The sequence below is a fragment of the Psychromonas antarctica genome (assembly GCF_022267535.1).
In the GTDB taxonomy this organism is placed as follows: Bacteria; Pseudomonadota; Gammaproteobacteria; order Enterobacterales; family Psychromonadaceae; genus Psychromonas; species Psychromonas antarctica.
In genome coordinates this window covers 1-13,697 of record NZ_JAHNZV010000078.1, presented here as the reverse complement: position 1 = coordinate 13,697, position 13,697 = coordinate 1, and the positions used below count along the sequence as shown (strand labels likewise).

Below are 13,697 nucleotides of genomic sequence, written 5' to 3'. Positions count from 1 at the left end.
TTGATAGGCAAGGTGTGTAAGTGCAGTAATGTATTGAGCTAACTTGTACTAATTACCCGTGAGGCTTAACCATACAACACCTAAATGGTGTTGCGTAGCAACGACATTTAGGTGTCCGGCAACAAATCAAAGTGTTTTTTTTTTTGATTTTGTGAGAGGCACCTAAGTAGCGCTACACGTAACCAAGACAAAACAAAAATATGCTTGCGAAACATATTTTACAAAAAATTATTATTGCCTGATAAAACAAGAACAACAAACAGCTTTTCTAATTAACTTTTTTGCTTGGCGAACATAGCACTGTGGTACCACCTGATCCCTTTCCGAACTCAGAAGTGAAACGCAGCCGCGCCGATGGTAGTGTGGGGTCTCCCCATGTGAGAGTAGGTCATCGCCAAGCGCCTAATAAACGGAAAATCCCTGTTGACTATGTCAGCAGGGATTTTTTCGTTTAAGCGCTTAACGCGATGACTACTCGAACATGGGAAATAAAGAGCAGCCACGCAGTGGCATGCAAAACCTGTGATAGTAGGGCGAGTTTGCCGCTAGGCAAGTGTCACGAGCGGATGAGCTCTGCGAGTCCTGACCATCGCCAATCGCCCCTCTTTATTATAAAGAACACGATAACCCCCCATCCTTCGAAAGATGGGTGGGGGTTTTATCGTTTAAGCGCTTAACGCGATGACTACTCGAACATGGGAAATAAAGATCAGCCGAGGAGTAGCATGCAAAACATGTGATAGTAGGACGAGTTTGCCGGTAGGCAAGTGTCACGAGCGGACAAGCTCTGCGAGCCCTGACCATCGCCAAGCGGCCCTTTTTCTTATAAATAACACCATAAATCCCCATCCTTCGAAAGAAGGGTGGGGATTTTTTCGTTATTGCGCTTTGTGTCGAAGACCGACTCGAACATGGGGATAACAAAAGCATGTCGGCCGCAGGGCTAGTATAGCTTTAGCAATGTGTTCGCTGAGTCTTGTTATTTATTGCAGCTAAAAAAAATCCGCTAGCAATTAAATTAGTAGCGGATTTTATATTGGTTTTTGTAGAAATTATAAAATATAACGACTTAGATCTTCATTTTCAATAAGCTCATCAAGTGCGTTTGCAACATAAGCTTTATCAATAATGATACTATCACCTTGTCGATCTGAAGCTTCATAAGAAAGTTCATCCATAATACGCTCCATTAGTGTATGTAAACGGCGAGCTCCAATGTTTTCCGTTCTTTCATTTACATGCCAAGCAGATTTGGCTATTTTATCAATCCCGTCTTTAGTGAACTCTATGGTTACCCCTTCTGTTGCTAGTAATGCCTGGTATTGTTCACTAAGAGAAGCTTTAGGTTCAGTAAGTATGCGAGCTAGATCTCCCTCGGTCAGTGCTTCCAACTCTACTCGAATCGGCAAGCGGCCTTGTAATTCAGGAATAAGATCAGAGGGTTTAGCTACTTGGAAAGCACCGGATGCGATAAATAACATATGATCTGTTTTCACCATGCCGTGCTTAGTGCTAACTGTTGACCCTTCAATCAAAGGAAGTAAATCGCGTTGTACACCTTCACGTGAGACATCTGGGCCAGAAGTGTCTCCGCGTTTACAAATTTTATCTATTTCATCGATAAATATTATGCCGTTATTTTCAGCGGCAAAAATAGCCTTGTCTTTTAGCTCTTCTTGGTTAATTAACTTAGCCGCTTCAGTTTCGACTAACGCTTTCAACGCATCCTTAATTTTCATTTTGCGTTTTTTGGTTTCGCCTTTACCTGATAAATTTTGGAACATCCCTTGAAGTTGATTAGTCAGATCTTCCATTCCCGGTGGAGCCATTATCTCAACACCGATTTGTGCTGCAGCAACTTCGAGCTCAATTTCTTTATCATCGAGCTTACCTTCGCGCAGTTTTTTACGAAACGATTGACGCGCCACCCCTTCTTGCGGCTCTTCTGTTTCCCATTCTCCACTTTTTTTAGCCGGTGGGATGAGGATATCCAGAATTTTATCTTCTGCTAAATCTTCAGCAAGATGTGTTACTTTTTCCATCTCCTGTTCTCGGGTCATTTTAATTGCCACGTCGACTAAATCGCGCACTATTGATTCAACTTCCTTGCCAACATACCCGACTTCAGTAAATTTAGTCGCTTCAACTTTAATAAAAGGCGCATTAGCTAATCGCGCTAAACGTCGCGCTATCTCTGTCTTACCTACACCTGTTGGTCCGATCATTAATATGTTTTTAGGGGTGACTTCTTGACGCATTTCTTCATCAAGTTGCATACGACGCCAGCGGTTTCTAAGTGCAATAGCAACGGCTCGTTTTGCTTTGTTCTGACCAATAATATGGCGATCTAGTTCATGTGCAATCTGTTTTGGAGTCATATCTGACATAGATTTATTTCCTATTTATCACTATTCAATTCATCTAAATCAAATTCAATAGTTTCGATTGTTTGATTTGTATTGGTAAATACACATATATTACCAGCAATGGTAAGCGCTTTTTCAACAATGGTTTTAGCGTCTAAATCTGTATTTTCTAATAGTGCAAGAGCCGCTGACTGCGCGAAGTTACCGCCAGAGCCGATTGCGATTAAGTCATTTTCAGGTTGCACAACATCGCCGTTTCCGGTGATGATATAAGAGTGCTTGGCATCAGCAACGGCAAGTAATGCCTCGAGTTTACGTAGCATTTTATCGGTTCGCCAATCTTTAGCCAGTTCAACTGCCGCACGCTCTAAGTTACCTTGATGAGCTTGTAATTTAGCTTCAAAGCGCTCTAGTAAGGTAAATGCATCGGCTGTTCCACCGGCAAAACCAGCGATAACTTTGTCGTTATATAAACGGTGCACTTTGCGAGCGTTACTTTTCATGACTGTATTACCGAGAGAAACTTGACCATCACCACCGACAACCACTTGGTTACCGCGACGTACTGAAACAATAGTAGTCATATTATTACCTTTGAACTTAGAAGTTGAATTAACGAACGGAATATTTTAGATGTTTGTAGAATATATATATGGGGGGATTATTCTCTTTTCAAGGGGCCTTAAACTTAAAATCAAAAAGGGTAAAATAATTTACCTTTTTTGATTTTAATATAATTAACGCCATAGCCAGATCTGGCAGCCATTAATTCTAGCCCGTTGTAATTTATGCCGTTCTTTCTCAGCGACACGTTTACGGTCATAGGGGCCTAAAATAACACGAAACCAATTGCCTGTTTTTTTTACTTGGCTGCTTAAACCTTGGAATGCTATCTGTGCTTTTAATGATTCAGCATCTGTTTGCTTACGGAAAGATCCGCATTGCATTTGATATGGCGTGCCTGCCTTTTTCTCTTCAGGGATATCAACGAATACCTCTTTGTCTTTAAGTAATCCTTCATATTCCCACTGTGATTGTGGTTTTTCAGGAAGTACTTCTTCGTTTCTTTGTTGCTCTTTTTTCACTGCAACGGCTGGTGCAGGTTCACCTGAATAAATAAAGTAGACGATAAAACCGAGTAATAACAGCGCTACGAAAAGAGCTAAAAAAGGAAATCCTTTTTCTGTTTTTTGGTGTTTGCTAACAGGCCTGTTACGCGACGCGCCTTTGTTCGTTTTACCCTGTTTTACAGATTTTCGTTTGTTAGTGGTTGCCATTATTACATCCGTTCCAAGGTGTTTATTCCTAGTAGAGAAAGACCTTGTTTTAGTGTTTTAGCTGTCAGTGCCGAGAGCTTTAGTCTACTCTGTTTCTGTCTTTCAGTTGCAGCGTTTAAAATGGGGCAGGCCTCGTAAAAACTTGAAAATAGACCGGCTAATTCAAATAGGTAGGCGCATAAAAAATGTGGCATTCCTTGTTTTGCGACACTATTAATGACTTCACTAAACTGTATCAGTTTACTGGCTAGATCTATCTCTTTCTCTTCTGTTAATGATATATCAGCGGTTACACTGTCCATTGTTATATCGCCTTTATTAAAAATACTGGCTACACGGGTATAAGCATATAATAGGTAAGGTGCAGTATTGCCTTCAAAACTCAACATACTATCGAAACTGAAGGTATAATCACTGGTACGATTTTTTGAAAGATCTGCATATTTAACCGATGCTATGCCGACAACAGAGGCTATTTGCCGAAGTGTTTGCTCATCCATCTCTTTATTTTTATCTTTTACTAACTCATAAGCACGCAGCTCTGCTTCTGTTAATAGATCGGCGAGTTTTGCAACCGTACCTGAGCGTGTTTTAAAGGGACGTCCATCTTCACCCATAACAGTGCCAAAGGGCATATGTTCAAGGGAGGTGGTTTCTTTTACAAAGCCAGCTAAACGAGCTACTTCAAATACTTGTTGAAAGTGTAATCCCTGACGCGCATCAACAAAATAAAGAACACGATCGGCATTTAGTTTATTCTGACGGTAACGCATCGCTGCTAAGTCAGATGTGGCATAAAGAAAACCGCCATCTTTTTTCTGGATAATAACCGGTAACGGCTGGCCATCTTTATTTTTGAAATTATCTAAAAATACGCATTTAGCACCTTGGCTCTCTCGTAGTAACCCTTTTTTATCTAAGTCTGCCACCACAACGGCTAAATCTTTGTTGTATGTACTTTCACCACGCACATCTTCACGTGTCAGACTGACACCTAATCGGTCATATGTTTTTTGACAGTGTGACAGGCTGATTTCATTAAACTCAGCCCAAAGTTTTAGACAGGCTTTATTTCCGCCTTGCAGTTCAACGACCAAATTACGTGCACGTGTGGCAAAGTCTTCCGATTCATCAAAACGCCCTTTAGCAGCACGATAGAAAATCTCTAGATTAGATAAATTGTTTTCAATAGGTTCATTTTTAGCGCGTAACTCTTCCATATAGGCGAGCAACATGCCAAATTGTGTACCCCAATCGCCAACGTGATTTTGACGAATAAGATGGTGTCCTTGGAATTCTAAGGTACGCGCAACCGCATCACCGATAACAGATGAGCGCAGATGACCAACATGCATCTCTTTGGCTAGATTAGGTGAAGAATAATCAACGACAATTATTTGTGGGTTTTTGCTGTTTTCAATATTTAATTTAGGATCAGAAAACGCGCTATCAATCTGTTTTTCAAGGTAGTTTGGATTAATAAAAAAGTTAATAAATCCAGGTCCTGCAATTTCCATTTTAGTGACTAAATCTGATTGCGGGATATTTGCCACAATCAGCTCAGCTAACGCGCGAGGATTTTTTTTTGCAGGTTTTGCTAACATCAGCGCTAAGTTATTGGCAAAGTCACCATGAGACTTATCTTTAGTACGATCAATAGCAATACGAAGTTGAATATCTTCGGGAATAATATTTTGTGTTTGTAAAGAAACAATCGCTTGTTCAAGAAGTTGTTGAATGTGCGCTTTCATAGATAAATCACCAATTGAGACCAGCCAATATAACCCAAACAGAGATAAATACGACTTGAGTATAAAATAAGCTGAGATTCTACCGTTTATCACTGGTTAAGACTAGGGGGCAATGCATTAAGCCTTTTCATTTTTCTTCCCTGTTGATTTTTTTGAGCCAATACCAAGCCTTGTTCAACGGTATCGGCTGGCACGTTGTTTTTCTGTCCCCATTAAATGAGTGCCGTAACGTTTTTCCATTAAAGGCGATAACGGGTAGCTCTGTATGCACCCGTATTTCATTTACCCAAATTAAAAAACACTGAAGCAAAGCCTCTGGCTCTAATGAACTAATTATTCGGGCGATCGTATCATCTACCGGAATGCCAGCTGCAAATGCCGTCTAACAGCTCATGCTTTTTATTAATATGTGAACGTTTATCTTCAAGTTTTCTAAAGTACTCTATAAATGACATGACAGTCTTCCAATCTATTAAATTTGAAAATCAGATAGATCTTTTGTCTGTAATTTAGAAAGTACTCCCGAAGGCGAAAAACCAGCATTAGATATTATCTATGAACTTGCTAGAATTTATCAGTTGAATGTTATTGTGGAGGGAATCGAAACGAAAAATAACTTTGATCATGTGCAAGCCTTGGGTTGCAATATGGTTCAGGGCTATTATTTTAGTAAACCGAGATCATGGGATGACGTACTTAATGAACGCTGCCAATTAGAGGCTTGTGCTCAATAAGTCATTTAACATAGCGTTCGATTTCATCTACGTAGTGCCTAAAAAGAAATTTTATTGGGGTAAAACGAATTAAATCAGTTATGTTTTTATCGCTCCGCTGCAGCATCGAAGAAGGACTTCCTATTTAGTGGTCGCTACTCAATAAGGTGATGTGACCCTGCACAGTATGATGGAACGATTTGGAGGTCTGAGTGATTATTTTGTCTACCTTCAATATCATTCCATTTGTATCATTATTGGCCGGGCTATTGGCAGCCCAAGTGTGGGAGAAACAGCATCGATTTATGCTTTTTCTAACCTTGCATAAGCGGTCATTAACCACTTGCTGCCAACCTCCATAAAATGCACTTGTAAGCGACTGTTTTCGCCACTACCTTCCTGCGCCGTGATCGTGCCTTCTCCAAATTTTGGATGTTTGACCTGTTGTCCAAGTCTAAACCCTAACACGTCTTGGCTTTCGCCTTTAAAACTTGGCTGTTTAATAGAGGGGGATTGAACTCTGCTCACTTGCGTTTTAAGGCGAATATATTCGATATCCTGCTCAGGCAGTTCGCCGATAAAGCGTGATGGGCTATGATGCTTTTCCTGCCCGTATAAGCGACGGCTTTCGGCATGGCAAAGGGTGAGCTTTTGCATTGCGCGTGTCATTCCAACGTAGCAAAGTCGGCGTTCCTCCGACAAACGTGTTGGATCATCTGCCGATTGTTGCCCAGGAAACATGCCCTCTTCAACACCAACAATAAACACTTGCGGAAACTCTAGTCCTTTTGCTGCATGCATGGTCATTAGTTGTACCGCATCTTCAAATTCATCGGCTTGATTATCGCCCGATTCTAAGGCTGCATAAGCGAGAAATGCGGTCAGCTCATCCATCTCCACCTCCTCCTCAGGAATAACAAATGATTTAGTGGCAGAAACCAGCTCTTGTAAATTCTCTATGCGGCTCCTTGATTTTTCACCTTTTTCACTTTCAAACATCGCGTGCAGTCCGGAGTGAGCAATAATATGGTCGACGATTTGAAAGAGAGGCAGTTCCGATGTTTCACTTTTAAAGCGGTTAATGAGTTCAATAAATCCTGCTAATGAGCTTTTGGCGCCTGCGCTAAGTTGTTTATTTTCAATTAAAAACAAACTTGCTTGCCACATGGTATAACCTTGCTCGCGCGCGCAAAGGCGAATTTTATCGAGAGTGGTATTGCCTATTTTACGTTTGGGTTTATTGATAACGCGCTCAAAAGCCGCATCATCCTGATGATTATTCATTAAACGTAGGTAAGCGACGCTGTCTTTTATCTCTAAACGATCAAAGAAGCGCTGGCCGCCATAAATATGGTACGGGATCTGCTGTGCCATTAACTGTTCTTCAAACAGACGTGATTGTGCATTACTGCGGTATAAAATCGCACATTCCGAAAGTTTTTTAGCGTTATTTTTCCATGCTTGCAGTTGCGTAGTGACATAACGAACTTCATCATAATCATTAAAGGCACTATAAATCGCAATCGGCGTTCCATCTTCACCACTGGTCCATAACTCTTTACCCAGTCGGTCGCTGTTATTTTTAATTAACTGGTTAGAGGCATTGAGAATATGACCGGTTGAACGATAGTTTTGCTCTAAGCGTACTGTAACAGGATTTATTTTTTCTTTTAAAAAGCGTTGAATATTTTCAATATCAGCGCCTCGCCAGCCATAAATTGATTGGTCGTCATCACCGACAATGGTTAGATAATTACTATTATCAGTCAGTAGGTTTAACCAAGCATATTGCAGTTTATTAGTATCTTGAAATTCATCCACTAACACATGACGGAAACGCTCTTGATAATGCAGTAGTAACGCGGGGTGTTCTAATAACAACTCATGAGCGCGTAGTAATAATTCAGCAAAATCAACCAAACCTGCAAGCTGGCAGGCGGCTTCGTAAGCTTGATAAACTTGTAGGCGTTGTTTTTCTTGCAGGCTGTAACCTGGATCGATGTGTTTAGCGCGTAGGCCTTCATCTTTTTTATCGTTGATATACCACTGCAGTTCTTTTGCCGGATAGTATTTTTCATCCAGATTAAGGCTTTTGATAATACGTTTAACCATTTTCTGCTGATCATCGCTGTCAATAATTTGAAACTGCTCTGGCAGATTGGCGTCTTGGTGATGTAGGCGTAATAAACGATGGGCGATACCGTGGAATGTACCTATCCACATGCCACCAATATGTTGAGGGCATATATCAGCGATACGGCCACGCATCTCTTTGGCTGCTTTGTTGGTAAAAGTAACCGCTAAAATGCCGTAGGTAGGAATATGTTCAACTTGCATTAACCAAGCGATACGATGGGTTAAAACACGGGTTTTACCGCTTCCAGCACCCGCTAAAACAAGCATATTCTGCTCTGGAGCTGAAACGGCTGCGCGTTGGTGGTCATTTAAACCATCGATTAAGTAAGAAACATCCATCCTAAAGCACCTGTTTATTTAGTCAGTAATTGATAACTATACCCAAACTACTTGAAGATGCAAATTCACAGTTTTGCTCGGATGTTAGAGCAATACGCAACATGAGGATATTTCGCGAGATTAACTGCGTTAATCCTTTATTGGCAGGCGTAAAGGAAAGGGTCATTCCCTTTTTAAGTATTGCAATATAGCCCTTTTTTTTCGTCTGTAGCGAAATAATTCGGAAATCTCAATTTCCACAAACTAGACAATATTATAGAGCTGCTCTAATGAGCTAATTTCAACTGAGGGTAATAACCGCGCGCCGCTTAAAGATTGTTGATTGGGATTAAACCACACCGCTTGTGCACCGTTATTTTGTGCACCATAAACATCACTTAGCAAGTGATCTCCAACGTGCAAAATATCACTTACCTCAATATTTAAGCGTTGGGCGGCTTCGATAAAGAGATCGCCTTGTGGTTTGGATTTAAAACCATTGCCCGCTTTTAAAATAAATTGGAATTTATCTTGCAGCTGGATTTTAAATTCATCCACATTGCCATTGGTAATAGCGATAACCGGGTAGGAGTGTGCCAGTTTTTCGAGCAGATCAATACTTTGTTGTGGGACCACAAAATCACTGCGTAGTGCTATAAATTGATCAAAGGCAGCATTAGCATAGGCGATCGCTTTAAATTGTGGAATACCGTAAATTGTCATAATACGAGTTAGTGTTTTAATGCGCCATAAAGACACATCGTGTCTCACTTCTGGAAACTCTTTTACAATAAGATCTCGGTATAACAACCATTGCTTTTGTGTTAACTCAGCAAGTTCAGGATAGGTATTATTAAGGTGTATCAGAATGTTATCTTCTGCTTTTTTAATAATAGGGTGGTTATCATACAAGGTATCATCAAGATCAAAACTGATCGCTTTAAAAGGTTTAATGGGGCGGTAATATTTCATAATAAAATTCCGAAACGTAAGTCTTATTTTTTCCGCTTAGCTCGCGGATGAGCTTGATCATAAACTTCAGCTAAATGCTGAAAATCAAGATGTGTGTAAATCTGTGTTGTGGCTAAATCTGCATGTCCTAATAAAGTTTGTACCGCGCGTAAGTTACCGCTCGACTCTAACATGTGTGTGGCAAATGAGTGGCGTAATTTATGTGGATTAATATGGCTTGGTAAGGCCTGTTTTAACCCCCATTTTTCCATACGATCTTGCACACTGCGTACCGATATTCGATGTTTTTGTTTTGATAAAAAGAGTGCCTGTTCACCGGGTAAACAAAAATCATCGCGTATTTTTATCCATAGCTTAATAGTATTTGCTGCTCTAAGCGTGATAGGTAACAACCGCTGTTTACTGCCTTTGCCTGTCACCATCACCTCTTGTTGAGATAGTTTTAGATCAGGTAAGTTAATGCCCACTAACTCACTAACCCTTAACCCAGATGAATACATTAACTCCATCATACATTGATCGCGTACACTCAATGGATCCTTTTCCTTAATATCAAGTAGCTGAAACATTTCATCTACAGAGATATTTTTGGGAAGTGGTTTATCTAATTTGGGAGCTGAAATGCCTTTGGCGGGGTTATGAGTTAACTGTTCAAATTGTACTAAGTGGCTTAAAAAAGAGCGTAATGCCGAAAGTTTAGTCGCAATCGAGCGTGCTTTGATCCCTTTTTGATGAAGCTGCTTAACCATTAAGCGCACTGTATGGCTGTCGAGATCACACCAGTTATTTATCTGATGTTGTCTTAACAGGACTATAAATTCAGCCAAATTGCGTTGGTAATTTTTAATGGTAACAGGGCTTAAACCGCGTTGGCTCGCTATATGGCTTAAGTAACTATCAATAGCAGGTTGTAAAAAACTCATTATTTTACTCAACGGTTACTCAGCTAATAATAAAAAACATCATTTCACCTAACAAATAATGGGCAATGATGTTTTTACTGATAACCTAATTATTAAATCTGAATTTGCCCATCAAAAACAAATTTCGCAGGGCCTGTCATTCGAACACTTTGTCCTGGTTGCCAGAAAAAGCGTAACTCGCCACCGGGCAAAGCGATAGTGCAATGGGTATCAAGTTTATCTTGTAACTGACCAATAACTGCAGCAGCACAAGCCCCTGTACCACAAGCAAGGGTTTCTCCAACACCACGCTCCCAGACACGTAAACGAGCGTAATCGCGCCGTTTAACCTCTAAGAATCCGACATTGACTTTATTAGGAAAACGTTCGTGGTTTTCCAATAAAGGTCCCAATGTTTCGACTGGCGCGGTATCAATATCATCAACCAGTACCACACAATGTGGATTGCCCATGGAAACGGCACCACACATTACCGTGTGATCATTGACTCGTAAAATATAGGTCTTTTCTTCTTTTTTAGCAGTAAAAGGAATTTTGGAGGGTTCGAGAATAGGTTTACCCATATCCACAGTAATATTACCATCTGACTCTATTTTAAGTTGGATTTTACCTTTCGCGGTGCTGACGTTAATAACGCGTTTTTGGGTTAACCCTTTCATTTTTACAAAAAGTGCAAAGCAACGCGCACCATTACCACATTGTTCAACTTCACTGCCATCGGCATTAAAAATACGATAATGGAAATCCAACTCAGGATCATAAGGCGGTTCAATCATTAATAACTGATCAAATCCGATACCAAAGTTACGATCGGCTAAACGGCTAATTGCATCTTTAGAAAGGAAAACATTTTGCGTGACGTTATCAATGACCATAAAGTCATTGCCTAAACCGTGCATTTTTGAAAATTGAATATTCATGATTTCTCGTTGTTGATTGATCGCCGAGCAAATGCTTGTGGGCACAAATAACCGTCGCTTTAAGGTAAAATATGTTCACCACGCCACAGATCTCGATGCTCTTCTCGCTCTCGAACAACGAAAGCTTTTTCACCATCAACCATCACTTCGACTGGACGACAACGAGAGTTATAGTTTGAGCTCATTGACGAACCATAGGCACCGGCACTACGTACCATCAGATAATCACCCTCAGCCAAAGCGAGTTGACGATCTTTACCTAAAAAATCACCCGTCTCACAAACCGGGCCGACAATATCATAGGTACGCAGTGGACGCGTCTCTGAATCGGTAAAGGTATTATTTAGTGGAATAATATTTTGCCAAGCACTGTACAGTGCTGGACGAATTAAATCGTTCATCGCCGCATCGACAATGGCAAAGTTTTTATGGTCGTTAAGCTTTAAGAATTCAACTCGTGTCACTAATACCCCCGCATTGGCCATAATTGCTCGGCCGGGTTCAAAAATTAGTTTCAGTTTCCGTGATCCCATTTTATTGATAATAGCAGCCATATATTGAGCAGGTTCTGGTGGTGTTTCCTTATTGTAAGGCACACCTAGACCGCCGCCAAGATCAAGGTGGGAGATAGTAATACCCTGCTCTTCGAGTTGATCTATTAACGCTAATAATTTATCTAACGCTTCTAGGAAAGGTGCAATTTCAGTTAATTGTGAGCCTATATGACAATCAACACCTTTTATTTCAAGAAACTCAAGTTCATTAGCAAGGTGGTAAACGGTCGATGCTTGCTCTATTTCAATACCGAATTTATTCTCTTTTAGTCCAGTGGATATATAAGGATGCGTACCTGCATCAATATTTGGGTTAATACGAATAGAGATTGGCGCTTTTTTATTCAAACTCTGTGCGACAGAATTTATTCTGTACAACTCAGAAATAGATTCAATATTAAAACAGTGAATATCAGCTTGCAGAGCAGTGGCAATTTCAACTTCTGTTTTAGCTACACCAGAGAAAACCACTTTCTTGGGGTCGCCACCAGCTTGAATAACGCGCAATAACTCGCCGACGGAAACGATGTCAAAGCCGGATCCTAAACGTGCCATCAGGTTTAATACACCCAGGTTAGAATTTGCTTTTACGGCATAACAGATAAGATGAGGATGGTCGCCTGCTGCTTGATCAAAAGCGTTCCAGTGGCGCTCAATGGTTGCGCGAGAATAAATGTAAGCGGGCGTACCTGCTTTTTCTATGACTTGCTCGACAGGTAGTCCCTCAACAAAAAGACGACCATCATTTTGATAGTTAAAATGATCCAATTTTAAATCCTTTTTATTTGCTTAAACATGAATAGGGTTGTTAACCTAGCGATAGATAAGCTTAATAGCTAGGGGAACAGTTAAACATTGTGCTTTCTATCACTCGCTTTCTGTTGCCTGTGCAGAAATTGTCTTTAACTTTTCTTGTTGTGAAGGCATCTCTTTTTTGACGTCTGCGTTTGCCGTTGCTGGGGCGCGATAAAGAGGCCCTTTCATGCCACACCCGACCAATAAACTTAAAAAAAGGAGAGATATAGTTAATAATTTAATCTTTTTCATGTTTTATCCTAGCTTAATACTTTTTAGCACGTGTTACCCAAGCTAGTTGGAGATGCCCAATAGTACTTTTCCAAATAGTTTTCGTATTTTGCGTATATAATCGCATTTCATTGTTCAAAAGCAAAGGGCAACTAATATGAATGATAGTGAATTTCAACAATTAGCAGATATGCTTTACCAAAAAATTGAAGATAAGATAGAAGAATCAGGTGTCGACATAGATTATGACCAAAATGGTGGGTTATTAACTCTAGAATTCGAAAACCGCACTAAGCTCATTATTAATCGTCAGCAGCCACTACATCAAATCTGGTTAGCCACCCCGAAAAGTGGTCACCATTATAATTATGTAACGGGCGCGTGGATAGATGATCGCAATGGGGATGATTTTTTAGTTTTTTTATCTGCCACTATTTTTAAACAATCAAATGAAAAGGTGGTTTTTAATTAACCAGATTGTGAGATGGTCTTTAGTTAACCGTTGTCGCGTTGTCTTTAAAGAAGAAATAATAGGCACTAAAAAGAGCTAAAAAAACAGATAAAATAAAGCTATGATAGTTACTGTAGCCTTGGATAAACAGATCGAAAAGTGTGAATGAAGCGAAGGTCAATAGTGTGCTTTTTATTACTTCGCTGAGTATTCCTTTGCTGTAATTCATGGCAGTGATCTCCTGTTACTTATTGAGTTTATTTCACTAAGAACGACTATAAATATAGAAC

General features: G+C 40.2%; 12 protein-coding genes, 1 rRNA gene and 2 pseudogenes. 3 read left to right on the top strand and 12 right to left on the bottom strand.

From position 1 onward, the window contains the following. The first annotated feature begins 284 nt into the window (after window positions 1–284). Window positions 285–400: ribosomal RNA gene (gene rrf, locus KSO91_RS13095) — 5S ribosomal RNA — on the top strand. Window positions 401–1,052: 652 nt separating this feature from the next. Here the strand turns inward: rrf and hslU are convergent. From hslU to KSO91_RS13070, 5 genes and pseudogenes are all read right to left on the bottom strand, one after another. Then, window positions 1,053–2,387 (bottom strand): ATP-dependent protease ATPase subunit HslU, encoded by a 1,335-nt coding sequence (hslU, locus tag KSO91_RS13090; RefSeq protein WP_238743445.1) that lies wholly within the window; start codon window positions 2,385–2,387, stop codon window positions 1,053–1,055. 11 nt (window positions 2,388–2,398) lie between these two features. Further along, window positions 2,399–2,950, bottom strand: coding sequence for an ATP-dependent protease subunit HslV (hslV, locus tag KSO91_RS13085; RefSeq protein ID WP_238743444.1), 552 nt, complete (start codon window positions 2,948–2,950; stop codon window positions 2,399–2,401). Window positions 2,951–3,103: 153 nt separating this feature from the next. Further along, complete coding sequence (locus tag KSO91_RS13080; RefSeq protein WP_238743443.1) at window positions 3,104–3,643, bottom strand: SPOR domain-containing protein; 540 nt, start codon at window positions 3,641–3,643, stop codon at window positions 3,104–3,106. A gap of 2 nt (window positions 3,644–3,645) precedes the next feature. Continuing rightward, the gene (gene argS / locus KSO91_RS13075) at window positions 3,646–5,394 is read right to left on the bottom strand and encodes an arginine--tRNA ligase (protein WP_238743442.1); all 1,749 of its coding nucleotides are present in this window, start codon (window positions 5,392–5,394) and stop codon (window positions 3,646–3,648) included. Between the two features lie 126 nt (window positions 5,395–5,520). After that, a pseudogene (locus tag KSO91_RS13070) lies at window positions 5,521–5,849 on the bottom strand (ISAs1 family transposase); the annotation flags it as partial. A gap of 39 nt (window positions 5,850–5,888) precedes the next feature. Here KSO91_RS13070 and KSO91_RS13065 point away from each other — a divergent pair. Continuing rightward, a pseudogene (locus KSO91_RS13065) lies at window positions 5,889–6,128 on the top strand (EAL domain-containing protein); the annotation flags it as partial. A 282-nt stretch (window positions 6,129–6,410) separates the two neighbouring features. Here the strand turns inward: KSO91_RS13065 and uvrD are convergent. The 6 genes from uvrD to lptM form a co-directional block, all read right to left on the bottom strand. Further along, entirely contained in the window at window positions 6,411–8,582 is a 2,172-nt protein-coding gene (gene uvrD, locus KSO91_RS13060) for a DNA helicase II (protein ID WP_238743441.1), read from the bottom strand. Between the two features lie 243 nt (window positions 8,583–8,825). Continuing rightward, window positions 8,826–9,533 (bottom strand): HAD-IA family hydrolase, encoded by a 708-nt coding sequence (locus KSO91_RS13055; protein ID WP_238743440.1) that lies wholly within the window; start codon window positions 9,531–9,533, stop codon window positions 8,826–8,828. A 23-nt stretch (window positions 9,534–9,556) separates the two neighbouring features. Beyond that, complete coding sequence (gene xerC, locus KSO91_RS13050; RefSeq protein WP_238743439.1) at window positions 9,557–10,456, bottom strand: tyrosine recombinase XerC; 900 nt, start codon at window positions 10,454–10,456, stop codon at window positions 9,557–9,559. A gap of 92 nt (window positions 10,457–10,548) precedes the next feature. Then, the gene (gene dapF, locus KSO91_RS13045; RefSeq protein ID WP_238743438.1) at window positions 10,549–11,376 is read right to left on the bottom strand and encodes a diaminopimelate epimerase; all 828 of its coding nucleotides are present in this window, start codon (window positions 11,374–11,376) and stop codon (window positions 10,549–10,551) included. 59 nt (window positions 11,377–11,435) lie between these two features. After that, a complete protein-coding gene (lysA, locus tag KSO91_RS13040) occupies window positions 11,436–12,698 on the bottom strand; it encodes a diaminopimelate decarboxylase (protein ID WP_238743437.1) in 1,263 nt (420 codons plus the stop codon). 99 nt (window positions 12,699–12,797) lie between these two features. Beyond that, window positions 12,798–12,977 (bottom strand): LPS translocon maturation chaperone LptM, encoded by a 180-nt coding sequence (gene lptM, locus KSO91_RS17775; protein WP_338049771.1) that lies wholly within the window; start codon window positions 12,975–12,977, stop codon window positions 12,798–12,800. 136 nt (window positions 12,978–13,113) lie between these two features. Between lptM and cyaY the strand changes: the two genes are divergently transcribed. Then, the gene (gene cyaY / locus KSO91_RS13030) at window positions 13,114–13,428 is read left to right on the top strand and encodes an iron donor protein CyaY (RefSeq protein WP_238743436.1); all 315 of its coding nucleotides are present in this window, start codon (window positions 13,114–13,116) and stop codon (window positions 13,426–13,428) included. A gap of 19 nt (window positions 13,429–13,447) precedes the next feature. On the opposite strand, the gene KSO91_RS13025 is transcribed toward cyaY, so the two are convergent. Next, on the bottom strand, window positions 13,448–13,636 hold the full coding sequence (locus tag KSO91_RS13025; RefSeq protein WP_238743435.1) for a hypothetical protein: 189 nt from the start codon (window positions 13,634–13,636) through the stop codon (window positions 13,448–13,450). Window positions 13,637–13,697 lie beyond the last annotated feature (61 nt).